Below are 23,999 nucleotides of genomic sequence, written 5' to 3'. Positions count from 1 at the left end.
AACCAATATGCCGTGTCGACGGCCCGGTACGAGCATTTCCACTCCCCAGATTTTTCTGGCCGTCCGCCCAAGTTGTCTAAACCCTTTGTCAGGCGCCAGTACGAGAATCGTTGAACTACAGGCAACATTGGCGCTGCATCAAAGGCGATGCCTTACCCGTGAATCGAATATCAATATGATCTTCTGAGATAAGCATCGTCAGGGCGGCTCGCTATATCCATTCGAATATTTCCAATCGATGAATCGGTGGGCGGGTTCGGATTTTTGAACTCCCATATCCCACTATATAAAACGAAAATATTTCCGATTCAAACGGTGGCAGGTAAGGATGATTCATTCATCCGAGAGGCATATATATGTCAACCATGATGATGATGGAACCAGTTTGCTTTGAATTGGGGACGGGTTAATCAATGCCTATATTCAAATTGATCTATAGGCGCAAATCAGTCAATAGGTAATATTAAATTGACACAAGATCTTTTGCGTAAGGTTTGTAATATATATCAAAAAAATGACGAAGTATTTATAGGCTGTAATTGAATCATAGCAGGGTATTACAGTTTTATAACATCAGATTTAAGAGAATAAAATTCTACATTTTGACTAGTCAGACGAAATACATCTGTCTGTTTATTTCAATTTGTTACAACTTTACATTCCCTGTTCACATTCATTCGAATTCCGTATGTGCATAATCCGGGCGTCGTCGAGTTAATCGCCGGCTTGATGCACATGTACTAATATCTTCACGATTGGTGTGGCAACTCTGTAGCAATTCTTGTAGTAATTCTGTAAGAAAACATTAAATCGACGTTGCTCAGGCGAACGGCGGAGAGCCTTTGTTCGCGGAAAACCTTTATCCAGGAGAAGTCATGATCTCAATGAAATCGGCTAGAAAACTTCGTCGCCAACGGGGCCAGGGGATGACGGAATACATCATTATTGTCGCGTTGATCGCGGTATCGGCTATTGGTGTCTATGCGGCGTTTGGCCAGACAATCCGCAATCAAACTGCTGGTCTGGCACTTGAAATGGCGGGTGATTCGAATTCGAAGAACGCCATCACGAACGCCGATACGTCGGCTCAGACGGCCAGCTCGAAAGGCAATACAGCCAAGACCCTGAAGAACTACAACGCCGGCAATACGGGCAATTGACCCGGATTATCGCGCCGATGAAACCATTCGCGAAAGAGCGTCGAATCCGTCTTGGCCGGCAGCGTGGCCAGGCGATCCCGTTCGCGCTGGTTTTCCTCGTCGTAGGGGCTGCTTCGCTTTATCTCGCGTTCAATTCATCGCAATTGACGTACGCCAAAACGAAGCTGCAGGACACGGCCGACGCTGCTGCGTACAGCGTCGGCATCCTTCAGGCCCGCGATTTGAATTTCGCCGCTTATACCAACCGCGCAATGGTCGCCAACCAGGTTGCCGCAGCGCAGTTCATCAGCCTCAAATCGTGGATCGACGAGGCCAGCATGACCTACAAGAACGATCACTGGTACGACACGTTTATTGAAGACACAGCTGCGGTCTCGCTTCCCTGGACGGCGCCAAAGAAGCTTGGCTATCCGATCCTGCTCGCGGCAAAACGCGTGATCGACTCGACAGCGCCCCTCGTGACCAAGGGTCTTGACGGGCTGAACAAGATTCTCAGCGCCGAGCAACAGGTGTACCACGATTCTATTGTGGTGCAGATCCCGCTGGTGGCCGATGAAATCGCCACCGCTAACGAACCGAACACGCACGCGACCAAGACGTACTTCGCCACACGTGGGGCACTCGCGCTCGCGTCGTCGCTGAAATTCGCCTCGCGCGTCACGCCCGCCGGAAAATCGGGCGAGGATCGATTCGCCGACGTCGTGACCGACAAGACCACGCTGGATGGTTTCGTTCAGGCGCGCGAGGGACTGCGTGACCCGTTTGTCGCGAGCACCATCGAAGAGTGCCCTGGATTCAGTTTCATTGCCGCGGCGCATTCGCACCGGGGCGGCACGCAGCTTCGCCCGGACAAAAGCGGTTGGGAAGGGCTCGATGCCACCGACGTGGACGGCGGCTGGATCTGCTACTTCGAGATCGGTGCGGTGGGCTGGGCCATCATCGACAAAGCCGGTTACGGCGGCGCGGCGAACGGCCCGGGCGGCAGCTATTCCGGCACGCAAGGGTACGGCGGATTCAGCAACTACGACAGTGCGCTGACTAGCGGCCTGACCGAGATCGCGGCTCGCTATCAGTACGGAGTCGGCCCGGGCAGGTCGATGTCGCGCGGCGGCGGACTGCAACCTTACCTCGAACTCGCACGCCAAAGCACGCCCGCCGACGGTACCGACTTCAACCGCGCTCCGGCGATTGCCGTGGAGGTGCAGCGCGGTTCGTCCTCAGTGAGCACGACTGATCGCATTGGCGTAGGCACCGGCGACCTGCAGGCCAGCGACGGCACCGCACAGAACCAGATGCGCGCCATCGCGAGCGCGAGCGCGTACTTCATTCGGCCGGACGACCCGAGGTCGGGAGTCGCCGGCGCGCTGAGCAGCGTCGCCGCCTGGCATCGCGGCGACAACAAATGGGAATACCCGAGCCTTTTCAACCCGTATTGGCAGTCGTCACTGGTACCGACCAGCCTGGTTGCAATCGAGGCGGCAGACGCAGCCCAGGCGGCGGGTGCACCGTGAACCGGACTACGTTCCCCCGTGCTCGCCGGGCATCGCGGCCGCTGCGTTCGCCGCGAGCGTCGCAGTCGGGTCAGGCGCTCGCCGAGATGATCGTGATCACTGGCGGGGTATTGATTGTCGCGTACATATCGTTAGGCATGCTGGGCAATCTGAACGATGCCCGGGACCGGTCACTGACGGCGTCGCGTTACGCGTCGTGGGAGCGCAGCGTGTGGTTCGACGACAGCCACTGGACGGCAAACTATGGCAGCGCGGTGAGCAAAAGCGACCAGCAGATCCGCAGCGAAGTCGCGCAGCGGGTGCTCGGCCACAACACGCTCGTCGCAGCCACGGATTCGAGCCGCAATGCGCTGCCGACGTCCGCCGTTCCCATGTGGACCGACGTGGCCGGCAAGTCGCTTCTCGGGCAATACGGCGACCTGAATGTCAGCCACGTGGCGGCGAACACCGGGACTATCGCCGATAAATCCATGGCCGCACTCGACACGCTGAGCGGCGTGGGCGCAGGAGTGGACCTCTCGTTCAAGAACCAGGAAACGGCAAGTGTTTCGCTGCATCTCGCGTACAACAACCCGTCGCTTACAGCCCTGTGGCCATCATGGAACGGGTTGACCTTCAGCGACCACGGTTCGATCCTGACCAACGCCTGGACACCCGACGGCAACGTCAAGACCCGCGCAATGGTCGCAAACGCGGTCCCGACCGCGAAGGGGTCCCTGATCGGATTGGCGCTCGATGGTCTCGCGCCGTTCGCGCCGGACATCACGTCGCTCGACCTGGGCCGCATCCAGCCCGACGTCGTGCCGGCAGACCGTCTGGGAACGAAATGATGCGACATCTTTATCAATGGCGACTTGAATGGCGCTTTCAATGGCGGCTTGCGCTGCTTGCCGCGATGCTGCTCAACGCGATGCCGGCGTTCGCCGATGAGGCCTGCGGCAAGATTCCGGTGACGCCTGAAAAAGCCGAGTGGCTCGGCCGGGATCTCGTCATCAACGGCATGCAGACGGACGCCGCGATGATGACCTTCGATGCATCCACCGACACCATTTCCAGCCAGTTCCGCGCGTTTTGGCAGAAGGAGGGCGCAGCGGCGCGCGCGATCGATACGGGTCATGAACTGCTGCTGAGCGCTATCGACAAGACGTGCAGCTATACGCTCAACGTACCTGTGCACGCCAATTCACCGGTGACCGGATTGTTCAGCGCGGCGCGCCTGAGCAACGACACGCCTGCGCTGCCGCGAGCGTTGCAGCCGTCCGCGTACCCGCTGCCGGAAGGCGAGACCGTGCTGGACATGGTGAGTCACGACTCAGGCTCTGACGCCCGCACCGTACAAATGAAACTGCACGACAGTTCGCCCGAGCGCGCCGCCCAGTCCTACGCGCAGCGGCTGGTTCAACAAGGTTGGCGCGAAGTCGTGCAGGGGTCTGCCATGCAACCACGCAGCGCCGCCGCAAGCGGTTATGCGCTTGCGATGCAGAAGGGCGGCTTGCGCATGGATGCTGCCTTCTCGCGGCAGGATGGCTCGACAACGGCGGTGATCAATGTCTCGGCGCACAGTTAAGCCTCGCACACGCCACGCATCGCGCCGGTCGCAGCGCGGCCAGGCCTATGCCGAGTACGTGGTCATTGTGCTGCTCGTGGTTGTAGTGCTGATCGCGGGCAGGAGTTCGGTGATGGCGCAATTGCTCGCCGCGTTCAAATCGTTTTACGGAGCGTATTCCTACGCTCTTTCCTTGCCGTAAGCGCCTGCGAGGCGCTAATCGAATAAAACTGACAAGACCAAACTCATGTTCAAACGGATCAAAACGCAGGCCTTGGTGAACAACCCGTGGGTGTTGTTCGGTATTGCATTGATTGCCGCCGCGTTGCTCACATGGTGGATCTACCAGTTCCTTTCCGGCCGGGAGGCGGCAATGCGCGAGTCGCTGCTCCAGTCCATGAACGCGCAGAAGCAGGTCTCGGTGGTCGTGCCGCGCACGGACCTCAAGGCCGGTGCGGTGATCAACTCGGACCAGTTTGCCGCTCGCGACGTCCCCACCGACTTCGTGTACGACGATACGATCCGGGCGAGCGAGTTCGATTCATTAGCTAACCTGACCATCGTTCGGCCAGTCGCGCGCGGGACGCCGCTGCGGCGCGCGGACATCTCGGCCATGCAGGCACGCGATTTCAGCGACATGCTGACGGCAGGCCACCGCGCGTTGACCATTGACATCGACACGACGAATTCCGCTGACAACATGTTGAAGCCGGGCAACCACATTGACCTGTTCCTGATTGCGAACCAGCCGGGCGACAAGAGCACGAGCAACGACAACGACAGCAGTAGTCAGGGACAGACGGCCCACCTGCTGCTCTCGGACCTGAGCGTGCTCGCCACCGGCCAGGACGTGCGGCCGCGGGACTACGGAGAAGCGATGTCGCAGCAGGACGGCGACGGTTCGCAGCAACGCGGCGGCTACGACAGCCTCACGCTGCAAGTCACGCCTGAACAGGCCGGGAAGATTGCGCTGGCCCAGAAGGTGGGCAGCCTGCGCGCCGTGCTGCGCAATCGTGCGGACACCCTCAAGACACCCGATGTCACCGTCATGGAGGCTTCGCTGTTCGATGAAAACGCGGCTAACGGGGGCGTGCAGTACATCGTCGGCGGCAGCAAGAACGCGGAGGTGTCGATGCGGCCGGATCTTGGCGCGGCGATCCACGCCGTTGCCGTCAATACGCCGGCAGCCAAAACCGCACAGCCGCAGACGGCGGCGCTGAGCGACGCCCAGACGCGAGCGCTGGCACAGATTTCGAACGCGATGGCGGGGCACCACGCGCAGTAATTGCCGCGCGACGCCGTGCCTTGCCGCTGACCCTGCATGACCTTGCCCGGGTTCTCACCTGGACCGATTTAAAACAAATAAGTCAGAACATGAAAATCAAAAGCAGACGCTGCGCATTGATTCGACCCGATACCCGCGTTCGCGGCATGCTCCGTACAGCGAGGTTGTCGTGTGGACTGGCCGCGACGGCGCTGGCCCTGCATTCTCATGCAGCGACGAGCGCGCAGTCGCCGGCGGCGGCATCGTCGTCTTCATCGGCAGGTCCTGCTGCCGTCCCCGCAGTCGCGAGCGGCGCGGCGCTCAGCACGGTGGCGGCCAATCCTGCGATTCCCGCGACTCCTGCGAGCGCGGCGTCGGGCGTCGTGTCGCCAGTTCGTGTCCGTCGCAGCAGGCCGCGCGTGGTCGTGTCAGCGCCCGTTGACGAGGACGTCGTGGTCGACACAAACGTGGACACGGGTCCCGCCACCACGTACATGTTCAAGGGCGAGGTGAAGGTCATTCCCATTGCGGGTAAGGTCAAGCGCGTGGCCGTGGGCAATGGCGACCTGGTCAATGCTTCCGTGGTCGATCACCAGTTGCTGCTGCTCGCACAGGCGCCCGGCGAAACCTCGCTGGTTGTCTGGAACGACTCGGGCATCGTGCTGCGCACCAAGCTTACGGTGTCCGCGAACGATCGGGTGACCACGCTCGCACGGCTGCAGCGCTCGCTTGGCTTCGTGCAGGACCTGACTATCGATGCAAGCGGGGGCCGCTTCGTGGTTCGTGGCAAGGTGCACCCCGAGCAACACGACCTGATACAGAACGCCTTGGATGGCATGACCGATGTCGTCAACCTGATCGAGACCGACGACGGTTCGTCGCTGAAAAAAACCGTTCACTTCAAGCTTGAAATCGTCGAGATCTCGAAGACGGCCGAACGCAATCTTGGCATTGCGTGGGACCAGCAGATCAACGGACCGCAAGCGTCGCTCGCGGGTAACGCCGTGCGCACAGGACGCTACCGGCCGTTTCCCGACACCGGCACCGCCAGCTTCGACAACGCGCCCAGTCAAGCCGGCGGCTCTGTGGGCGGCGCGTTCCTGGGGCTCGCGACCACCATCACCTCGAAGATCAACATTCTTGCCAACGACGGCGACGCCTACATCCTGGCCGAGCCCGAACTCAATACGCGCAGCGGCGGCAAGGCCACCTTCCTCTCCGGCGGCGAGGTCCCGATCCCGGTCTCGGCCGGCTTTGGCGCGCAGGACGTGATCTACAAGGAGTACGGCATCCGGCTCGAGGTCGCGCCAAATGTAGACGCAAGCAATGTGATTTCAACAGACTTCTTCACGGAGATCAGCCAGATCGACCCGCAGCTTCAGGTGCAGGGGTATCCGGCGTTTCTCACGCGGCGCACGACGTCGCAGTTGTCGCTGCGCCCCGGTGAGACCCTGGCGATTGCCGGCCTGGTGAATGCGGATGCGTCGAATGCCATCGACAAGGTGCCGGGTCTTGGCGACATCCCGATTCTCGGCCACCTCTTCAAGTCGACGGATTTTCGCAACAACAAGAGCGACCTCGTGGTCTTCGTCACGCCTTACATCATGGATACCGGTACGGCCCAGAACGCGGACCTGCTGAATCGCGCGTCTGACATCAATGCGGATTACACGCAGGAATTCGGCAATCCGAGTCCGCTGCCGGAAGCCAACGAGCGGCGTAGCGACGCCTTGAAGCGTGAGGAAGAAGACGCCCAGCCGCGGGACACAAGGAGCGCCAATCCGTTCCCGGGCAGTGGTCATTGAATCAATACTTTTGGGTGGGAGCGAGCGCGTGGTGAATAACGTCAAGACAGTGCAGGTGTCCGTGCGCGGTCGCAACGGCCAGTCGCAGGCGTTCACCGTGACTTCGCGCGGCACGATCGGCAAGGGTGCGGATTGCGACATCGTGCTGAAGGGCATGCTGATCGGCAAGGTGCAAGCGAGCATCGAACAGCGCAAGGATCATTGGTATCTGGAGGACAAGGGCGGGCTCGCGTCCACGCTCGTCAACGGCAATCCAGTGACGCAGTATGGGCCGTTGACCGAAACCGACGTCATCGAAATTGGTTCGTTCACGCTGACGGTGTCGGGTGACATACCGGCCACCGGCCCGGGCGATGCATCTTCCGCAGCCTTGGTGCAAGCGTTCGAGACAGCACCAGCGGAGCGGCTCGCGTCCATCGGTCAGGAGGCGGTCGCCGAGGTCGCGCTGACGGTAGCGGAAGCCGCGAATGAAGCGCGGCACCGCATTGCGGTGGCAGGTAGCGCACCGGCCCAGCACGGCGCGATATCCGGGCGTCTCGTGGAAGCGGGGGCGCCCGCCATGCCGCGGCCGCACACGCTGGTCTCCCATGGCGCTTCCACGATCATGCCGACGGCCGCCGTGGTGGTCAGCGAACCAGCAGTCGAACCAGCCGGCGCACACGCGTCTGCGGACGCGCCGCACGCGTTGTCGGCGATCAACACGCCCGCGGGCATCGAGCTGCGCAAGACGGCGCACAGCCGCCTGATCGCGGCCATGGACCTGCGCCGCGTCAACGTGGCGAGCATGAGCGAGCAGGAGTTGTCCGATACCGTTGGCGGCCTGCTGCGCGGGGTTCTGGCCGGCGACCCGGTGTTCGAATCGTCGGGCATTTCCGCCGACGATCTGTTCAAGAGCGTGTTCGACGAAGTCATTGGACTCGGTCCGCTGGAATCGCTTCTCGCCGACGATTCGATCACCGAGATCATGGTGAACCGGTACAACGAAATCTTTATCGAGCGAGCGGGGCAACTGTCGCGCTCGGACACCTTCTTTACCGACGACAAGGCGGTCATGGGTGCGATCGAGCGGATCGTGGCGCCGCTGGGACGCCGGATAGATGAAAGCTCGCCCATGGTCGATGCGCGCCTGAAAGACGGCTCGCGGGTCAATGCCGTGGTGCCGCCGCTCGCGTTGAAAGGCCCGAACATCACGATCCGGAAGTTCTCGCGGCGCAAACTCCAGAGCGAGGATCTGGTCCGCTTCGGATCGTTGTCGCAACAGATGGCGGACTTCCTGAAGGTCGCGGTCGAACTGCGGGCGAACATCGTGATCTCGGGTGGCACCGGATCGGGCAAGACGACGCTGCTCAACGTGCTGTCGAACTTCATTCCCGACCACGAACGCATTGTGACGGTCGAGGACGCGGCTGAACTGCAACTATCGCAAGGCAACCTGGTGTCGCTCGAAGCGCGCCCCGCGAATGCCGAAGGCCGGGGCGCGGTGTCGATCCGTGACCTTGTCAAGAACACCTTGCGCATGCGGCCGGACCGCATTGTCGTAGGCGAGTGCCGCGGCGGCGAGGCGCTCGACATGCTGCAGGCAATGAACACCGGGCATGACGGCTCGCTCACCACGGCGCATGCGAATTCGCCGCGGGACTGTCTTTCGCGTCTCGAGGTGATGACGCTGATGGCCGGGCTCGACCTGCCGATCACGGCGATCCGGGAGCAGGTGGTGTCCGCGGTTCACCTGATCGTGCAGCAGACCCGTTTCTCGTGCGGGTCGCGCCGCGTCACGCACATTACGGAGGTGAGCGGCATAGAAGCGGGCACGGTGCAGTTGCAGGACATCTTCGTGTTCAAGCAGACGGGTTATGGAGAAGACGGGCGCATTCGAGGCGAGTTCCGGTCGACGGGATATGTGCCGGACTTCTACCAGGACCTGATCAGGCGCGGCATTGGCGTGGATACGTCCATCTTTTCAACCTGACGCGCAGGAATCCGATATGAACACCGTCGTTGTACTGATCTCGTCGTTTTTTGTTCTTTCCCTAATCTCATGGGTCGTGGTCTTCCAGGGTAAGGCATGGTTCGTGCGCCGCTCGGAACGTGTCTCCGACGAAGTCGGGTCGAACCTTGCCGACCTGTTCATCTTTGTCAGTACGCAGCGTGTGGCAGGCCTGAGCGCGCTCGCTGTCCTGGTCATTCCGCTGATCGTGTTTCTCGTCAGCCAGAATCCCGTTCTCACTGCGGTGGCCGTGCCGCTGAGCTTGCTTGCGCCTCGCATTGCCGTGAAGCGCATGCAGAACAAGCGTCTGATCCAGATCGAGAAACAGCTCCCGGATGCATTGCTGATGATCTCGAGCGCGCTACGCGCCGGGGCGAGTTTTCCGGTCGCGCTCGAAAGCGCCGCGCAGGAAGCGCGTCCGCCGATTGCCCAGGAGCTGGCCTTGCTGATTCGCGAGGTGCGCCTCGGCGTGGATATGGCCGTGGCGCTCAATCACATGGAAATGCGCATTCCCGTCCCGGACATGTTGATGGCGACGGCCGCCATCTCGATCTCGCGGGAGGTCGGCGGCAATCTCGCGGAGACGCTGGAAACCGTTGCGCGCACCTTGCGCGAGAAGCAGCAGATGGAAGGAAAGATCCGCTCCCTCACCGCGCAAGGCAAGGCGCAAGGCTGGGTGATGACGCTGTTGCCGGTTTTCCTGATGGCGGTGCTCAGTTTCATGGAGCCGGTGGCCATGGCGCCGCTGTTCAACGCCCCGGTGGGATGGGCCACGCTTGCCGTGATATTCGTCATGGAATTCCTGGGTTACAAAGCCATCAAGAAAATCACCAACATCGACGTCTAACGCCATGTCACTCGCTATCGCCTTTCTGATGTCGCTCGGGCTCGTGTTGTTCATCGGGCTGATGATCATGTCGCTGCGCATGCTGACCCGCCGTGTGCCGACCGAAGACCGGGAGTTTCTCGACCCGCTCTCGCGGTACCTGCGCATCCTGTGGCCGCTCGTGCGTTTCATCGAGTTCCACTTCAGCCGGTTCTACCCGGCCCCGCTGGTCAAGCGCGTGGATGCGCAGTTGCAACTGACAGGCCGCCGTTTCCTGATGTCGCCGACGCAGTTCATATCGCTCTCCATTGTGTCGATGGCCATTGCGATCTCCATTGGTTGCCTGATCCGCAATACGCTCCATAGCGGGAGTCTGCTGTTGCCGGCGATCAGCGGCGCGGTCGGTTTCTTCCTGCCGAAGATCTGGCTGCGCGACATACGCACGCGCAACGTGAAGCTCGTCAACAAGCACCTGCCGGTCTACCTGGACTTTCTTACGCTCAGCATGGAAGCCGGCCTGAACATGAATGGCGCGCTTGCGCAGGCGGTGACCAAGGGGCCGGCGGGCCCGCTCAGGCGTGAGTTCGAACACGTGCTTCGCGATCTCAAGTCGGGGCTCACGCGCTCCGAAGCGTTGCGGCGCATGGACGAGCGATTGCAGGTCAAGGAGGTCACCAATTTTGTGAGCGCGGTGGTGCAGGCGGAGCGCATGGGCGGAGGTTTGTCCGCCACCTTGCGCTTCCAGTCCGAGCAAAGGCGCAGCGAGCGGTTTCAGCGCGCCGAAAAGCAGGCGATGGAAGCGCCGGTCAAACTGATCTTCCCGCTGGTTGTCTTCATCTTCCCGATGACCTTCATCGTGCTCGGATTCCCTATCGTGATGAAGTTCCTGCAGGAGGGCCTGCTGTGAGGACGGCGTCGATGCTCGCTCCGTGGGGGCCATTGCTGCTCGATGTCGATGTGGCTACCAGCCCACTGGAACGGATGAAAGGTTGGATGGGCCGCAGCAACATTGCTCCGCGAGACGCGCTGCTGATCCAGCCATGCAATTCGGTGCATACGTTTTTAATGCGGCATCCTATTGATGTTGTATTTCTCGACCGCGTCGGCCGCGTGCTGGCGGTGCACGCACGCGTGGCGGCCGGTCGCATGCGGGGCCACTGGCGAGCCGCCGCCGCGCTCGAACTGTGCGCGGGACGCGCGCTGGAACTTGGGATCGAGCCCGGCTTGACGTTGCGCCTCTCCGCGCCGGCAGCGCCATGACGCAGCCATTGTCACGGGTCCGGCAGAAGGGCCAGTCGGCGACAGAATTTCTGGTCGCGCTTCCCGTGTTGCTGATGCTCTGCCTTGGCCTGATCCAGTTCGGGCTGCTGTACCAGGCGAAGAGCACGGTCAACTATGCGGCCTTGATGGCGGCGCGCGAAGGCGCGGTCAACAACGGCAGCAAGAGCGCAATGCTGACCGGATTCTCGCGGGGCCTCTCGCCGCTGTTTGCGCATTCGTCCGGACTGGCTACGCAGCAGGCCGCGCTGCTCAGCGCGCAAATAGAGGCGCGTAATCCCGGTATCACCCAGTTGCGGGTGCTGAACCCCACGCCGGCGGCAATGTCGGATTTCGGCCGCTCGCAGTACTATGCGGGCAAGAGCGTCACGGAGATTCCGAACGACACGCTGATGTATCGCAACAGCACGCCTGGGGGAAGCTCGGGCATGTCGATCCAGGATGCCAACCTGCTGAAGATCAGTGTGACTTACTGCTATGAACTGTATGTCCCGTTCATCAATCACGTGATCTTCTCGCTGGTCAACGGCATCAGTAACGTCTATTCGACAGGGACCGCTTCCGGCGGCCTGGGGCTGCCGGTGAAAATGAACGCTTGTTACGCGTACTCGTCGTTGAGCGGGAGTCTGCGCATTCCGCTTGAGGCGGAGTCAATTGTGCGGATGCAGACACCGTATCGGGGAGGGTAGGATTTGCGGCCTGCAGGCGGATGGACAAGAGTGTTGCTGGCTTCGTTACTGATGCAATCTTTTGCAACGGTGCATGCGGAGGTCACCGAGTATCGGCAAGATGGCGTGGAAATCATTACGTCGAAGAGTCCCGTCAAGCCGGCTGCCTTGGCTTCGATTTCAGCTTCGGCAGCAGCACCCGCACCCGCGCCGGCCGCGAGTGCGGCTCGACGTGCGGGGCCTGCAGATCCGTTTGCGCAGGCCATACGTGGCGATTACCGCTTGCGTGCGAACCAGCTCACTGCCGACGGCACGCCGAACGGCGAAGCCGACAACGCCGCGCATAAACTCGTGCGGGCGCAGCAAAGCAAGGTGCAAGCCGAGCTGAAGGACAACCTGAAGGCTTTCGATACCGCACGCCGGCGCGGCGCGTCCCGTGCCGAACTCGGCCAGCTTCAGGCTCGCATCCAGGCGAACCTCGACGTGATCGATGCGCTCGCGCGCAGCCAGGAACCTTAGGAGAATGTGGTCAGTGAAGTTATCGATTGGACAGCATGGAAAGCGCATTGCCTGCGTGAGTGTCGCGTTGGTCGCCGTATTGGCGAGCAGCGGGTGTCATCGGAAAGTGGCGGAGGGCGCGGTCACTGCCGCATCGGCTGCCGCGGCTCCGGATCTGGCCAGTGAACCCGTCTCCGTCCCGGCAAGTACGGCAGGTACGGCCAGCGCCGCCTCTGCGGCTGCGCCCGCCGCGCCCCGGATCAACCTCGCGGGTTTGAGCGCAGGCGCGTTTGCCGTTGATGCTTCAGGCACCGAGTGGTTTCGCCTGCTGGACGATATTCCCGATTCAAGCGGTATTCAGGTCAACGACAATCCTTATGTCCTGACGATCGCACTGGCTTCGCCCGCACATCTCGATGCGCTGAGTTTTCTCAGCCAGCCGCTCGCGAAAGTCACGCCGCATCATGTCAAGGTGGAAGCATCCACGCAAGGTTCCGCGGGTCCATGGACGCTGGCTTACGAAGGCGAGATGCCCGACGCGGCGACTGCGACCCGCCAGTTTTCCAGTGATGTCAAACTCCCTCAGCCCGTGCCCGCAAAATGGCTGCGGCTGACGTTGTCCTCGCCTCCGGATGCCGCGCCCTACGGTATCGGACTTGCGCAGTTCGGGGCCTATGGAACCGTCGATACAGCCGGTGTTCAGGTGGTGAGGCGCGTGGACGGCCTCTACCGCTTCCCGCTGCAGTTCGGTAGCGATGGTTTCGTCCTGCTGAAGCAGGACGGCGCCGGCGTGGACGGTTGTTACTTCGAGTCCACCCACAATGGCACGGAGGTCGGGGTTGGCAAGGTGCTGGGGACGATCAGCGGGGGGATTGAACAGGGCAGTGTGCTGCATTTCACGCGCAACGATCTCGAGACCTCGCGGAGTACGCCTGGCATGATGGCATTCAGCCCGGACGGCAAGCAGGCCTTTGCCGCGCTGTTCAGTGGCGACGCGCACGCGTTCGGCACGGTCGACGAAGCCGGCGGCGAACGCCTGGGTCCGAGTTCTCTTGCCTGCAAGGCAGCCGATGGCCCGGCGCCTGACCCGGTCGCGAGCCAGTTGCAATCGAGCGGTCACGTGCAGCTGTATGGCGTCAATTTCGACTTCGACCGTGCGACCTTGCGGGCCGATGCATTGCCCGTGCTCGACCGCACTGCCGCCATGCTGAAAGCGCATGGGGACTGGAAGATCGAAGTGCAGGGGCATACGGATTCAACCGGCGTCGACAGCCACAACCTGGTCTTGTCGCAGGCACGCGCGGCGGCGGTCGCGGATTACCTGAGCCATCACGGCGCGGTCGCGGCGCAGTTGAGCGCGAAGGGTTACGGCGCCTCGCGGCCCATCATGCCAAACGATACCGAAACGGGGCGCGCGCAGAACCGGCGCGTCGAACTGGTCAAGTCGCAATGACGATCACGCCGCGTCGCATGACAATCGTATTCGCGCTGGCGGCTTGCCCGATCGGCGCGCACGCGAGCGGCATTGCGTACGTTATCGGCGGTTCGTCGCACGTGTCCTCCATGCGCAATGTGAGCTTCGTGGTGGGCGGCACGCGCACAATGCCGGAGCCCGCCGTCGAGCCGCTGAACGCCCAGGCGCGTGCCCATGGCGCGGTCCTCGCGGGTCCGGCACTGCAGCGGATGTCGTGGGGAACCTTCAAGCCGGATGCCGGCGCGGCGTGCGTTGCGTGCCGCTATGCGGACTGGGCGCCAGCCATCCAGGCAGCGGCCGCGAGCGCGGCGGTCGATCCCGCGCTGGTCGCCGCGGTCATCGACGTGGAGTCGCGCTTTCATGTTGATGCGATCTCGCCTCGCGGCGCGCGCGGGCTCATGCAGCTGATGCCCGCGACCGCGCTGCGATTCGGCGTGTCGGATACGGCGGATCCCGTGCAGAATTTGTCTGCCGGCACGCGTTATCTTGGGCAGCTCATCGCGCAATTCTCCGGTGACCTCCCGAAGGCGATTGCTGCTTACAATGCGGGCGAGGGCGCCGTGAACCTGTATGGCGGCATTCCGCCGTTTCGCGAGACACAGGCTTACGTGCCGGAAGTGCTGTCGCGGTACGCGCTGTACCAGTCGATGTCGAAAGGCAGTATGACCGATCCGCATCTCGCGCTGGTCAAGTTCAAGTAATTGTTTAAATGTCGGCGGTTCGCCGCCTTTCAGGATGAGGATTTCATGACTGACAGGCCATTCATTTTTAAGCCGCGCCGCGTGGCCGTGCCGTTCACCGTAGTGGCACTGGTCATGACCATAACAATGCCGAAGGCCCACGCAAGCGCCGCTTGCGATGCGCCGTGGATGCATCCGAATGGATCGTTCACGTTGACGTCTACGCCTTCGCATACGGTCACGCAATTCGACGTCCTCGCCTTCGATAAAAAAGACGGCGAGCACTGCACGGGCAAGGTTCGCACCACGGCTGCCATGAGCATGGGCGGCCAGGCGGCGAAAAGCGAAAGTGTCATGACCCTGCAAATCGCGGACGGCCGGGCGAGCGTGCAATCCGAGAACGCGAAAGGCTCGCTGCATAGCATGTCGATGGGCGGCCTCATGTCGGCGAACAGCACCACGGAGACCTCCGGGTTGCTTTCCTACGTGGGCGAGATCACGGGTGAAGGGCAGCAGTTCCCTGTCACGCGAATGGATGGTTCGGCAAGCGGGACGCTATCGCAGGCCGGCGGCGCAGGCGGCCAGTTTGCCGCGCCGAAGATGGTCGTGAGCACCAGCGTGCGGCAGGTCGGCAAGCAGGAACAACTCGACACCGTTGTGGGCAAACTCGCGTGCTGGCCTGTGAGTTACGACAAGACGCAGTCCGGCACCGTGACCATGATGGGCAAGACCAATACCATCAATAGCGTGACGCGGGTCGTCGATCACTTTTGCCCATCTACAGGATTGGTGATGCGCAAGGACATGACGACCAACGGCAAGCAGGCGTCGCAGGTCGTTACCGCACTCAAATAACCTATTGTTTATCGTTTCATTTTGGAGGAGCGTCATACATGCTGGTCAAAAGAAGTCTCATTTTCCTGGGCTTGGCGTTTGGTTGTGCTGCGGTTCATGCACAGACCGCCGATCAGTTGCAGAAGGCCACGGCGACGGGTGTGATCGCATCGGGCTCCAACGCGCGGGTCGCGGCTGATCTCTGCCAGTTCGACAAAAAGCGGGTGGAGTCCTACAAGGCTGCGCAGAAGCAGGCCTTCGCTGCCGACAAGAACTTCGAGTCGGACTGGAACACCGGCTGGCAGCAAGGGCAGGTCAGCGTGGCGAACTACACGAAGCTGAAATCGACCAATGCGCAAGATTTCGAACAAACGAAGTCCGATACATGCAGTGGTATCGCGGAAGATATGAAACCGTAACGTCGGCAGCAACTCAAGCGTTGCTGCGCGCGTTCGTGACGCCGGCTGATACCGGGTCGCTTAGCGGCACGCCAGGGCTTGAGCAGCTCTTCGATCATGGCTTCTATAGCTCGTGCTGAGCCGTGGGCGTCGCGCCCGCTGCTGACGATCACGCGCAATTTTGAAACGTTGCCGCTTCCCGCGCGCATGCTGGTCGACCACCTCGACAAACATCGGGGCAATGTGTCATGACGACCACATGGACCCTCCGGTTCAGCGAACGATGGTGGGCAAACAGCCAAACCGCTCCTTGAACCGCTCGGCAAACCGGATGCGGGATTTGTACCCGCAGGCGTGGGCGATATGAGGGATAGTCCATGCTGTGGTCTGCATCAGCATCATGGCGTGATGCATGCGCACGTCGACCAATAGATCTTCGAAGCGCGTCTGCTCACCGGCCAGACGCCGTCGTAACGTTGCTTCGCTCATGGCGAGTTCACGACTTGCTTCCCGCGCCGTCCAGTGACGTTCTGGCGCCTCGCTGACCAGGCTACGCAAGCGTTCGGATGTACTGGACTGCAGCGTGTCGTAGGCGAACAAATGACTTCGCTCCGAAAGCGCCTCCAATAGATCCATCAGGCGATGCCGGAGCCGCTGATCGCTGATCTGGCGTGCTTCAATGCTCTGTACGCAATGCTGGAGCGTCGACGCCAGATCGTCATCAAGCGGAACCTGCTTGAATGGTGTCGACCGATTCCCGATTGTGTGCGTCGGTGCGTGCTGGCGATGAAATTCGGCGAGCAGCCCGGCAGAGAAGGTCAGGAAGATCGAACGGAAGCGCTGATCGCCGCCGCCCGGTTCCTTCAGCACATCCGCGCAAGCGTGCTGGTCGATGAGAATCAACCCCGACGGTGCGTCAGCGGTCAGCTTGACCGCGCCGTCGTCGAGCGTTATACGACCAGACGCCACGAACAGCAGCGTCGCCTCGAAGAAGCGAAAGCGTTGCGTTTTCTGAGGATGCCGCAAGCAAGGCCGGGCCAGGCCACACAGGTTGCGCCTTGATACGGGCATCCCCGAAGCTGGATGCCCGCTGGTTGTATCCACCGGCTCCGTCATGCCGGGGAACCGTAGCGGGGCGTCAAGCGCAGCGTGTGACGAGGACATGGTCAGATTGCGGACGAGGTGTTTAGTTACCCTGAACCTTGGGGTTCAGGCTGTACAAGCCGGTCAGGCTGGCTTGGCCGAGTACGGGTGCCGAGGCAAGTGCGGCGCGCACGCTCGCTCCGGTCAGTGGACCCTTGATGTCCAGCGACGGGGTGGCGAGCGCGTAAACCGTAAAGATATAACGGTGAACAATGGCGTCGTTCCACGGCGGGCAGGGACCATCGTAGCCATAGTATTCCCCCTTCATTTGCTCGTCGTTCGCAAACCAGCCCGTGTAGTCGTTAATGCCGTGACGCCAGTCATTGAGCGCTGCGGGACCTGCCTTGCCTCGCGGCGTCACACCTTCTGCATGCGCGCCGGCCTCGATTTCGGTGGTGGTGGCCGGAATGTCGAGCAGCAGCCAGTGGAAGAAGTCGACGCGAGGCAGCGAGGCCGGGACTTCGCGATCGGCCTGGTTGACGTCGTCGCCGCGGCTCGGCACATCCGGGTCATGGCAGACCACGACGAATGATTGCGTGCCTTCAGGCACTTGGGTCCACGCCAGATGCGGATTGCGATTCGACGATAACGCTACGTGCGACACCGGATCGATAACCGCAAACGCGAATTCTCCGGGAATTTTTTCGCCGTCTTTAAAGCTCTGACTGATGAGTTGCATGGTGACGTGTGTCCTGCGCGTGGATAGGGAAATTGGGCATGGGGTGACGGAAGCGTGCCCATCGGGATGCTGGGTGCATTGTAGGGACGCAAGGCATGCCGTCGTCTCCTTATCCGATCAAATTTCCGATCATTCTCGGGTATTTGACTGTATCTGGGAATATTTGGCGACAGGTCACGGTAGGGTGCTGCCCTAGCGAGGGTGTTTCGGCTCGACACGGTAGTCGCAGGCAGGTGCGATCCGAATTGCGCGTGTGTTTATCCGTCAGTCTTTTGCGGCAGTCGGCAACTACGGCCGACTTTTCGAGCCCCCGATATAAAAGCTCGGTCAGCGCTGCATTGAAAAGCCATGTGGTGCGCTCGTCGACCTTGACCGACATCGGTCGGCCGGATTCGTCGAAGCTCAACCCCGCTGCGACCCGTTGGGCCATCTTCATGTTTTCTAAGGTTCAGCGCGAGGATTGCGTACTCGTTCTGCGCAAGCGGGACCGGTTCTCCATGAAAAGTGAGACTGCGCCTCGCCACTGGATGCACCACCGGCCATGACCATCAGGGTGGGCCGCTCAGCCTCGACGCGCCGGACGACTTTGCTGGCGTTGTATAAGACCGCGACGTCGTAGCCGCTCGCCTGTAAGGTCGTACGCAGCGCGCCGCGACAACTCGCGTCACCGTCGACCACAAGGATAAGTTGCTTCATGGAGTCCACACGTCGCGGCTCAGGGAGCTCACGCGTGCAAATCAGTCAGAGTCCAGCTTTTGCAGCGCAAAGCCCGCGCCCCGGACGTTGGCAAGACGCGTGGTGGCATTGATCGCCAGCAGCTTCTTGCGCAAGCGGTGAATGGTCACCTCAAGTGCGTTCGGCGTGACCGCTTCCCCTAATCCCCAGGCAGCGTGTTCCAGTGCCGAATGCCTGACGGTCTGGCCAGCTGCCTTGAGCAAGGTCAACATGATCTGCAGCTCGGTTGGCGAAAGCATGATCGACTGGCCGCCGCAGCGTAGGGCATGTTGTTGCGGATCGGCTGCGATGTCCGCGAAACTCTGAATCAGCGTTGTGAGTTCGACCGGCCGCCGCATCAGCGTGCGCACGCGCGCGACCAGTTCACTCATGGCGAACGGTTTGGTGACGTAGTCGTCCGCACCGGTTTCCAGGCCGTCGATCCGGTCATGCAAAGCGTCCCGCGCTGTCAACATCAGGCACGGCATCATCCTTCCGGCTTCACGCGACCTGCGCAGAAATGCGAGCCCGTCGCCGTCGGGCAATCCACGGTCGAGGATCAGGACCGCATAGTTCGCCTCGCTGATGCCGTAATGGGCTTCCGATAGATTGCTGAAGATATCGGTCTCGATTCCCGCGCCTGACAACGCCTGCCGGATCATCCCCGCCAAACGTGCGTGGTCTTCGACCAGTGCGACTCGCGACATGGAGCGGTGCTCACTTGAATTGATAGAGGTAGCCGAGCCTGACCTCGGGGACAAATCGCTTGCCAACCAGCGGACTGTCGGTGATCCCGGTGCTCAGGTGCGTTACGCCAACGTCGAAGAACACGAGCTGATGGGGTGTGAATCGATAGTCAACCTTGGTACCGATGGACACATTGTAAGCCGCTTTCCCGGTGTAAGCGGGCCGTCCCACCCGCACTTCCGACGACGTCACGCCATAGTAGTAGTCGACGTATTTGCTGCTGAGCCATTCGGCGCCTACATGCGGTTCGACTGAAAAGCTGCCGTATTCCAGGGCCTTCGCAAACTCGATGCTTGCTTTCTGTCCCTTGTTACCGCCCGTCAGGAAGTCGCCCGACAGCGTGCCATAGCCGGTGCGCCAGGCAAGCGCCGGGCCGAACCAGAACGCGCCGTTGCGGTTTTGCATGCCATTCAGGATCGGTGCATCCGAGCCCTTGTACCCATCGCCGATCGCGTATTGGCCGCGCAGTGTGAACAGCACGCTGCTCCACTTGCCAATCTTCAGGTCGAGCGTGGTGCCGAGCGCGTGTATCCACTTGTCGTCGAAGTAGATCAGCGGGAGGGGCGTGACCTTCGACCCGTATCCCTTGTAAGGCGCGCCCTCAAGGCCAACACCGGCACCGAGACCCCAATGCGTGACGTTGGTTGCATTGCTGAGGACGGTGAATCCCGTGTCGTCTGTTGTATCGGACGGATCTTTTGTGAGGCCGTCTGCTGCCCAAACCGCCCCCGAATGCAGCATGACCGATACGACGGTGAGCAGCAATTGGGTCCTGCGGTGAAGAAGTTTTCTCACAGTTGTGCCTTTGAAGAGGGGGAATGACGGACCCGACTTTAAGGCTCGCTGACTTACTGCTCACTTACTCCCCGACCGGATTGCTGCGTACAAAAATATCTGGGCTGATGACGCGAAACCGCGCTTATTGCAAGCTCAACACCGTCGATGAACGACCAGCACGTAAGTGCCGCGTAAGTCGATCCGAACGATTATGGAATTGCTGGACGTGGGTGTGCCCCCTTTAGTATCGGCGTCCGGCCGTTGTCTTCGCCACTCTCGCGGTGTTAGCCAAAGCGGACATCGGTGGACAAATCCCCAACACCGGCGTGACCGGGACTCGGGCGTCCGCCGCGGCCGAAATAGATCCTGTCTCGTCGAACAACCAATAGGAGCGCCTGATGCGCCTGAAGGTAACCCCAAAAGTTGGCCCCAGATACTGGGCGGCAATCCTGGTCGCAAGCATGTGCGGAACAAACATGGGCGATACCATTCCTGACGTTCTTAAAGTGAGCGCGCTCTCGGGCCTTATCATGCTGGCGTTTATGTTTGCGCTCTTGATGTCCGCCGAACGCGCAACTTCCCGAGGAAGCGAAGCATTCTATTGGATCGCAATCCTCGTTGTGCGAGCGGCGGCAACCAATATCGCTGATTACTCGATAGACCAGGCCCATCTCACGTACTTAAACGTCATTGCCGCGTTAGTTTTGCTTCTTGGTGGAATCCTGGTACTGCAACATCGATCAAAGTCGAAGCAGATCAAGGGCGCCTTGCCGCCAGCGTGCGGCTTTTATTGGCTGACAATGCTGTTAGCGGGGTCTCTTGGAACGGTGATCGGCGACGCACTCGGTCACTCGTTCAACTCAGTCCAAATGGGCGTTCCGATATCCGCTTCTATCGCAACGCTAGCTCTGCTTCTTATCTGGATCGCAAGAACGCGCATGGATTGGCCCGGTGCAACAAGCTACTGGGTGGCTGTCGTCGGCGTGAGGTGGTGGGGCACCAACGTTGGCGATGTCCTGGCTTTTCTTCTGTCACTGGTCCCCAGCGCTTCAATAACCGGATCGGCGCTCGCGATTCTATTGCTCACCTGGCGCGCATCCCCGACCGGATCAACGGATCTGGCGCGTTCGTCTCGCGGTCAGGAAACGTGATCACGCTATCAATAAAGCTTCTGGACTCCCTTCACGTATTCCTGATCGCTGCCGCGTTGACAGGACGGGCGAACGCTTCGGCAAGGGATTGAGCCGTGGCGCTGTTTCTTGTCGTGCCGCTGCCCGCGCTCGCCGCCACGGGCTGGAGATCAGCGTTTTCAAAACGAGGCCACTCTCCCGCAGCCTCGAAAGCGCCTGCCGCGACCTAGCCGATCTTGCTCGCGGCCTCCTTGGCCAGCAATCTTTGCGCTTGCCGATCGCCGCTGCCCGCTTCTTTCGCTGTGGTGGCGGCTGATTCAGTTGCTTCCGCAAGTGCAGCGCGTCCCGCGTTGCTGATGCTGACCGTTGACGACGCCGGCGGAGCCGCCGTGCCAGCTGCGGGGGTCTTGCTCGCTTCGGTCTTTAAGGGGGCCGCGGGTGCGGACGCCGTTGAAACAGCGGCAGTTGCCGGCTGCGACGGGGGTTGGCTGAGTGGACTGACGTTCATTTAGCTATTCTCCAGGTTGGTAAGTTGCGGTAATGCATACGGTCTATCGGCGGTTTCGGCATCGTATTGAGCTGTATATTTTTTTATTATTGACTTTCCCTAAGCCATCCTTAAGCAAACATCACGGCCGATGTGCTAGTGCAATCCAGAAAAATGAAGTCGTTAGGATGACGGATCGATTGTCATGAAAAAAAAATCAATCGATAATTGGCTTAAGCAAACCTTAAGCTTTCCCGGAGAACAATAGTCCGGCTGGAACGCAGAAGAGCGGAAGACCGCGGGTACCGTCAACCAGAGGCGCTTGATGCGCTGGCTGCTTCGCGGCTGCAGTTGCGGGCGTCGGGTGATTCGCGGGGTTTGGCCAACTGGACTTCGCACCCTGCCTGAACGTCCGCGAAGCGGATTTCCATGCCGTGCATCGCGGCTACCGCATTCGCCAGGCTCAGCCCCAGTCCGTTGCCGGGTGTATGCCGGCTCGCTTCACCGCGATAGAAACGTCCCAGCACGGCTTGACGTTCCTTGACGGAGATGCCGGGGCCGTCGTCGCGGATCGACACGCCGAAGTCGCTTGCATCGCTGAACAGGCGCACGCAAACATGGCCTTGCGGCGGCGCGAACTTGATCGCGTTTTCCACGAGATTGGCGAGTGCCTCGAACAGCAGGCTGGGGTCTCCAAGCATCGGATAAGGCTTGGGAGATGACCGTTCCAAAACGAGCGAGATGTCCTTGTCCTCTGCTGCCGGCTCATACAGTTCGAGGGCATCCATTGCCACCGCCGCAAGATCCACCGGCTCGAAACTCTCGCGCCGAACGCCGCTTTCAATCTCGGAGATGCGCAAAAGCGCATTAAAGGTGCGTAACATGCCGCCCGCCTCGGCAAGCGTATTTTCGAGCGCGGCGCGATATTCCTCTTTCGTCTGCGCGCGCCGTTGCGCTCGCTCGAGGCCGGCGATCAGGCGCGTGAGCGGTGTGCGCAGGTCGTGTGCAATAGCGTCGCATACACCCTTGACCTCGCGCATCAGACGCTCGATTTCGTCGAGCATGCCGTTCACCACGCGCACCAGCCGGTCGAGATCGTCCTGCTTCGAACGCATGGGCAGACGCTGGCTCAGGTTGCCCGCGACGATTTCCTTGATGCTCGCGGTGACTGCGTCCAGGCGGCGCACCGACCCCACCCCGATCAGCGCCGCGCCCAGCAGACCGATCACCAGCGTGAGCACCGCGGCGGAGAGCAGGGCGTGCAGCAGTTCTTCATCGAAGTGGTCGAGTTCGCGCGTGTTCTGGCATTGAATCGCGACTCGGCCGTCCGGGAAACCCGCGGCAATGCAACGGCCCGGGGGGTTATGTTGCAGACCATGCAGGCGCAGCGTGAACGGCGTGTCGAAGGCTGGAATAACCGGGCGCTCACCAGGATATCCACCCGCCAGATGATGCCCGCCGGCGTCGAAAAGACCGAACGGACGTTGCGTGTGCGGATCGTACCTGTTCTGATTTTCGAAGCGGGCGACGAGATCGTCCGGCTTGTCGCGAATCAACTCTGCGTGCTCGCGACGCAGCCACTCATCCGCCCGCTCCGTCTCGAAACCGGTGATCTCCACATACAGATAACCGAACAGGAGGATGGAGGCGAAGCCGAACATCGCGAGGAACAGCGTCGCGAGCCGGAAACTTGTCGTTCGATGGAGTTCAGTCAGGCGCACGGAGCAGGTATCCCGAACCGCGCACGGTATGAATCATGGGCATCGACCCGGCGGGGTCGAGCTTCTTCCTGAGACGGCTGATATGCACGTCGATCACGTTGGTCCGTTCATCGAGCCGATAATCCCAGACCGCCTCGAAGAGCATCGTGCGGCTGACCACCTGGCCCTGGTTGCGCATCAGGTACTCCAGCAGCCGGTACTCGCGCGGCAGCAAGGCTACGGGCCGCCCGGCGCAGGTGACTTCGCGCTTGAGCAAGTCGAGTTGCAACGGACCTGCGCGATATTCCTGCACGCTCGGCGGCGCGTCGCGGCGGCGCATCAGCGCGTCCAGCCGCGCCGTCAGTTCGATGAACTCAAAGGGTTTCGTCAGATAGTCGTCACCGCCCGCGCGCAGGCCACGCACCCGCTCGTCAACCGCGGACAACGCACTCAGGATCAGCACCGGCGTGACCACGCCCGCGCTGCGCAGCGATGCCAGCACGCCGAGGCCTTCCAGTCCGCCAGGCAGCATGCGGTCGAGCACGATTGCGTCGTAGGCGTTGGCGATCGCGAGCATCAACCCCTCGCGGCCAGTCTGCCCGGCGTCGACCACGCAGCCGTGGTCGGTCAGCGCCTCGACGATCTCGTCGAGCGTTTGGGCGTCGTCCTCGATAACGAGTACGTTCGGCATGT

28 protein-coding genes are annotated in these 23,999 nt (G+C 61.1%); 19 read left to right on the top strand and 9 right to left on the bottom strand.

Annotation, left to right across the window (positions count from 1 at the left end; all coding sequences use genetic code 11):
- Window positions 1-884: 884 nt before the first annotated feature.
- From ABH944_RS07720 to cpaB, 6 genes are read left to right on the top strand one after another with little or no spacing between them, the layout of a single operon-like run.
- Window positions 885-1,160 carry a Flp family type IVb pilin gene (locus ABH944_RS07720; protein WP_404606009.1) on the top strand — a complete coding sequence of 92 codons (276 nt, stop codon included), beginning with the start codon at window positions 885-887 and terminating at the stop codon, window positions 1,158-1,160.
- A 17-nt stretch (window positions 1,161-1,177) separates the two neighbouring features.
- Complete coding sequence (locus ABH944_RS07715; protein WP_404605896.1) at window positions 1,178-2,671, top strand: TadE/TadG family type IV pilus assembly protein; 1,494 nt, start codon at window positions 1,178-1,180, stop codon at window positions 2,669-2,671.
- Window positions 2,668-3,501 (top strand): hypothetical protein, encoded by an 834-nt coding sequence (locus ABH944_RS07710; RefSeq protein ID WP_404605898.1) that lies wholly within the window; start codon window positions 2,668-2,670, stop codon window positions 3,499-3,501. Before ABH944_RS07715 ends, ABH944_RS07710 begins: the two co-directional genes overlap by 4 nt.
- Window positions 3,498-4,238, top strand: a complete 741-nt coding sequence (locus ABH944_RS07705; RefSeq protein ID WP_404605900.1) for a hypothetical protein — start codon at window positions 3,498-3,500, stop codon at window positions 4,236-4,238. Before ABH944_RS07710 ends, ABH944_RS07705 begins: the two co-directional genes overlap by 4 nt.
- Window positions 4,219-4,419, top strand: a complete 201-nt coding sequence (locus ABH944_RS07700) for a hypothetical protein (protein WP_404605902.1) — start codon at window positions 4,219-4,221, stop codon at window positions 4,417-4,419. The genes ABH944_RS07705 and ABH944_RS07700 overlap by 20 nt, the downstream gene beginning before the upstream one ends.
- Window positions 4,420-4,464: 45 nt before the next feature.
- Complete coding sequence (gene cpaB, locus ABH944_RS07695; RefSeq protein WP_404605904.1) at window positions 4,465-5,502, top strand: Flp pilus assembly protein CpaB; 1,038 nt, start codon at window positions 4,465-4,467, stop codon at window positions 5,500-5,502.
- A gap of 205 nt (window positions 5,503-5,707) precedes the next feature.
- Here the strand turns inward: cpaB and ABH944_RS07690 are convergent, their stop codons facing one another.
- Window positions 5,708-5,956: a hypothetical protein gene (locus tag ABH944_RS07690; protein ID WP_404605906.1), complete on the bottom strand. Its 249-nt coding sequence runs from the start codon at window positions 5,954-5,956 to the stop codon at window positions 5,708-5,710.
- Here ABH944_RS07690 and ABH944_RS07685 point away from each other — a divergent pair.
- The 12 genes from ABH944_RS07685 (at window position 5,934) to ABH944_RS07630 (ending at window position 16,181) form a co-directional block, all read left to right on the top strand.
- A complete protein-coding gene (locus ABH944_RS07685) occupies window positions 5,934-7,286 on the top strand; it encodes a type II and III secretion system protein family protein (protein WP_404605908.1) in 1,353 nt (450 codons plus the stop codon). The two genes, ABH944_RS07690 and ABH944_RS07685, sit on opposite strands and share 23 nt — an antisense overlap.
- 28 nt (window positions 7,287-7,314) lie before the next feature.
- Window positions 7,315-9,255, top strand: coding sequence for a TadA family conjugal transfer-associated ATPase (locus ABH944_RS07680; protein ID WP_404605910.1), 1,941 nt, complete (start codon window positions 7,315-7,317; stop codon window positions 9,253-9,255).
- 16 nt (window positions 9,256-9,271) lie between these two features.
- Window positions 9,272-10,120: a type II secretion system F family protein gene (locus ABH944_RS07675; RefSeq protein ID WP_404605912.1), complete on the top strand. Its 849-nt coding sequence runs from the start codon at window positions 9,272-9,274 to the stop codon at window positions 10,118-10,120.
- A gap of 4 nt (window positions 10,121-10,124) precedes the next feature.
- Window positions 10,125-11,006: a type II secretion system F family protein gene (locus ABH944_RS07670; RefSeq protein ID WP_404605914.1), complete on the top strand. Its 882-nt coding sequence runs from the start codon at window positions 10,125-10,127 to the stop codon at window positions 11,004-11,006.
- A gap of 11 nt (window positions 11,007-11,017) precedes the next feature.
- A complete protein-coding gene (locus ABH944_RS07665; protein ID WP_404605916.1) occupies window positions 11,018-11,359 on the top strand; it encodes a DUF192 domain-containing protein in 342 nt (113 codons plus the stop codon).
- Entirely contained in the window at window positions 11,356-12,066 is a 711-nt protein-coding gene (locus tag ABH944_RS07660) for a TadE family protein (RefSeq protein WP_404605918.1), read from the top strand. The genes ABH944_RS07665 and ABH944_RS07660 overlap by 4 nt, the downstream gene beginning before the upstream one ends.
- Window positions 12,067-12,117: 51 nt before the next feature.
- Window positions 12,118-12,564, top strand: a complete 447-nt coding sequence (locus ABH944_RS07655; RefSeq protein WP_404605920.1) for a hypothetical protein — start codon at window positions 12,118-12,120, stop codon at window positions 12,562-12,564.
- A gap of 13 nt (window positions 12,565-12,577) precedes the next feature.
- Entirely contained in the window at window positions 12,578-13,996 is a 1,419-nt protein-coding gene (locus tag ABH944_RS07650; protein ID WP_404605922.1) for an OmpA family protein, read from the top strand.
- A gap of 17 nt (window positions 13,997-14,013) precedes the next feature.
- The gene (locus ABH944_RS07645) at window positions 14,014-14,718 is read left to right on the top strand and encodes a lytic transglycosylase domain-containing protein (RefSeq protein ID WP_404605924.1); all 705 of its coding nucleotides are present in this window, start codon (window positions 14,014-14,016) and stop codon (window positions 14,716-14,718) included.
- Window positions 14,719-14,763: 45 nt separating this feature from the next.
- On the top strand, window positions 14,764-15,552 hold the full coding sequence (locus ABH944_RS07640; RefSeq protein WP_404605926.1) for a hypothetical protein: 789 nt from the start codon (window positions 14,764-14,766) through the stop codon (window positions 15,550-15,552).
- 38 nt (window positions 15,553-15,590) lie between these two features.
- A complete protein-coding gene (locus ABH944_RS07635; protein WP_404605928.1) occupies window positions 15,591-15,950 on the top strand; it encodes a hypothetical protein in 360 nt (119 codons plus the stop codon).
- 96 nt (window positions 15,951-16,046) lie between these two features.
- Window positions 16,047-16,181: a hypothetical protein gene (locus tag ABH944_RS07630; protein ID WP_404605930.1), complete on the top strand. Its 135-nt coding sequence runs from the start codon at window positions 16,047-16,049 to the stop codon at window positions 16,179-16,181.
- A 21-nt stretch (window positions 16,182-16,202) separates the two neighbouring features.
- On the opposite strand, the gene ABH944_RS07625 is transcribed toward ABH944_RS07630, so the two are convergent.
- From ABH944_RS07625 to ABH944_RS07605, 5 genes are all read right to left on the bottom strand, one after another.
- The gene (locus tag ABH944_RS07625) at window positions 16,203-17,093 is read right to left on the bottom strand and encodes an AraC family transcriptional regulator (RefSeq protein WP_404605932.1); all 891 of its coding nucleotides are present in this window, start codon (window positions 17,091-17,093) and stop codon (window positions 16,203-16,205) included.
- Window positions 17,094-17,115: 22 nt separating this feature from the next.
- On the bottom strand, window positions 17,116-17,751 hold the full coding sequence (locus ABH944_RS07620) for a YbhB/YbcL family Raf kinase inhibitor-like protein (RefSeq protein ID WP_404605934.1): 636 nt from the start codon (window positions 17,749-17,751) through the stop codon (window positions 17,116-17,118).
- 441 nt (window positions 17,752-18,192) lie between these two features.
- Window positions 18,193-18,447, bottom strand: a complete 255-nt coding sequence (locus tag ABH944_RS07615; protein ID WP_404605936.1) for a response regulator transcription factor — start codon at window positions 18,445-18,447, stop codon at window positions 18,193-18,195.
- Window positions 18,448-18,488: 41 nt separating this feature from the next.
- Window positions 18,489-19,172 (bottom strand): response regulator transcription factor, encoded by a 684-nt coding sequence (locus tag ABH944_RS07610; protein ID WP_404605938.1) that lies wholly within the window; start codon window positions 19,170-19,172, stop codon window positions 18,489-18,491.
- Between the two features lie 10 nt (window positions 19,173-19,182).
- The gene (locus tag ABH944_RS07605; protein WP_404605940.1) at window positions 19,183-20,007 is read right to left on the bottom strand and encodes a MipA/OmpV family protein; all 825 of its coding nucleotides are present in this window, start codon (window positions 20,005-20,007) and stop codon (window positions 19,183-19,185) included.
- Window positions 20,008-20,465: 458 nt separating this feature from the next.
- On the opposite strand from ABH944_RS07605, the gene ABH944_RS07600 reads away from it, so the two are divergent.
- The gene (locus tag ABH944_RS07600; protein WP_404659340.1) at window positions 20,466-21,140 is read left to right on the top strand and encodes a COG4705 family protein; all 675 of its coding nucleotides are present in this window, start codon (window positions 20,466-20,468) and stop codon (window positions 21,138-21,140) included.
- Between the two features lie 205 nt (window positions 21,141-21,345).
- Here ABH944_RS07600 and ABH944_RS07595 read toward each other — a convergent pair whose 3' ends face one another.
- The 3 genes from ABH944_RS07595 to ABH944_RS07585 form a co-directional block, all read right to left on the bottom strand.
- Window positions 21,346-21,627 carry a hypothetical protein gene (locus ABH944_RS07595; protein ID WP_404605944.1) on the bottom strand — a complete coding sequence of 94 codons (282 nt, stop codon included), beginning with the start codon at window positions 21,625-21,627 and terminating at the stop codon, window positions 21,346-21,348.
- A gap of 287 nt (window positions 21,628-21,914) precedes the next feature.
- Window positions 21,915-23,327 carry a sensor histidine kinase gene (locus ABH944_RS07590; RefSeq protein ID WP_404605946.1) on the bottom strand — a complete coding sequence of 471 codons (1,413 nt, stop codon included), beginning with the start codon at window positions 23,325-23,327 and terminating at the stop codon, window positions 21,915-21,917.
- A complete protein-coding gene (locus ABH944_RS07585; protein ID WP_404605948.1) occupies window positions 23,314-23,997 on the bottom strand; it encodes a response regulator transcription factor in 684 nt (227 codons plus the stop codon). Before ABH944_RS07585 ends, ABH944_RS07590 begins: the two co-directional genes overlap by 14 nt.
- Window positions 23,998-23,999: the final 2 nt, after the last annotated feature.

Origin of the sequence: Caballeronia udeis (genome assembly GCF_044909315.1) — a bacterium.
In the GTDB taxonomy this organism is placed as follows: Bacteria; Pseudomonadota; Gammaproteobacteria; order Burkholderiales; family Burkholderiaceae; genus Caballeronia; species Caballeronia udeis_A.
Note: the sequence above shows the minus strand (reverse complement) of the source record. Positions and strands in the feature narration are given on the sequence as shown.

Coding starts and splice junctions, on each gene's coding strand:
- ABH944_RS07630 (WP_404605930.1), top strand. CDS start 16,047: ATGGCTTCTATAGCTCGTGCTGAGCCGTGGGCGTCGCGCCCGCTGCTG.
- ABH944_RS07675 (WP_404605912.1), top strand. CDS start 9,272: ATGAACACCGTCGTTGTACTGATCTCGTCGTTTTTTGTTCTTTCCCTA.
- ABH944_RS07600 (WP_404659340.1), top strand. CDS start 20,466: ATGGGCGATACCATTCCTGACGTTCTTAAAGTGAGCGCGCTCTCGGGC.
- cpaB (WP_404605904.1), top strand. CDS start 4,465: ATGTTCAAACGGATCAAAACGCAGGCCTTGGTGAACAACCCGTGGGTG.
- ABH944_RS07640 (WP_404605926.1), top strand. CDS start 14,764: ATGACTGACAGGCCATTCATTTTTAAGCCGCGCCGCGTGGCCGTGCCG.
- ABH944_RS07660 (WP_404605918.1), top strand. CDS start 11,356: ATGACGCAGCCATTGTCACGGGTCCGGCAGAAGGGCCAGTCGGCGACA.
- ABH944_RS07655 (WP_404605920.1), top strand. CDS start 12,118: ATGCAATCTTTTGCAACGGTGCATGCGGAGGTCACCGAGTATCGGCAA.
- ABH944_RS07700 (WP_404605902.1), top strand. CDS start 4,219: ATGTCTCGGCGCACAGTTAAGCCTCGCACACGCCACGCATCGCGCCGG.
- ABH944_RS07610 (WP_404605938.1), bottom strand. CDS start 19,172: ATGTCGCGAGTCGCACTGGTCGAAGACCACGCACGTTTGGCGGGGATG.
- ABH944_RS07670 (WP_404605914.1), top strand. CDS start 10,125: ATGTCACTCGCTATCGCCTTTCTGATGTCGCTCGGGCTCGTGTTGTTC.
- ABH944_RS07615 (WP_404605936.1), bottom strand. CDS start 18,447: ATGAAGCAACTTATCCTTGTGGTCGACGGTGACGCGAGTTGTCGCGGC.
- ABH944_RS07665 (WP_404605916.1), top strand. CDS start 11,018: ATGCTCGCTCCGTGGGGGCCATTGCTGCTCGATGTCGATGTGGCTACC.
- ABH944_RS07720 (WP_404606009.1), top strand. CDS start 885: ATGAAATCGGCTAGAAAACTTCGTCGCCAACGGGGCCAGGGGATGACG.
- ABH944_RS07620 (WP_404605934.1), bottom strand. CDS start 17,751: ATGCAACTCATCAGTCAGAGCTTTAAAGACGGCGAAAAAATTCCCGGA.
- ABH944_RS07595 (WP_404605944.1), bottom strand. CDS start 21,627: ATGAACGTCAGTCCACTCAGCCAACCCCCGTCGCAGCCGGCAACTGCC.
- ABH944_RS07585 (WP_404605948.1), bottom strand. CDS start 23,997: ATGCCGAACGTACTCGTTATCGAGGACGACGCCCAAACGCTCGACGAG.
- ABH944_RS07645 (WP_404605924.1), top strand. CDS start 14,014: ATGACAATCGTATTCGCGCTGGCGGCTTGCCCGATCGGCGCGCACGCG.
- ABH944_RS07715 (WP_404605896.1), top strand. CDS start 1,178: ATGAAACCATTCGCGAAAGAGCGTCGAATCCGTCTTGGCCGGCAGCGT.
- ABH944_RS07625 (WP_404605932.1), bottom strand. CDS start 17,093: ATGTCCTCGTCACACGCTGCGCTTGACGCCCCGCTACGGTTCCCCGGC.
- ABH944_RS07635 (WP_404605928.1), top strand. CDS start 15,591: ATGCTGGTCAAAAGAAGTCTCATTTTCCTGGGCTTGGCGTTTGGTTGT.
- ABH944_RS07705 (WP_404605900.1), top strand. CDS start 3,498: ATGATGCGACATCTTTATCAATGGCGACTTGAATGGCGCTTTCAATGG.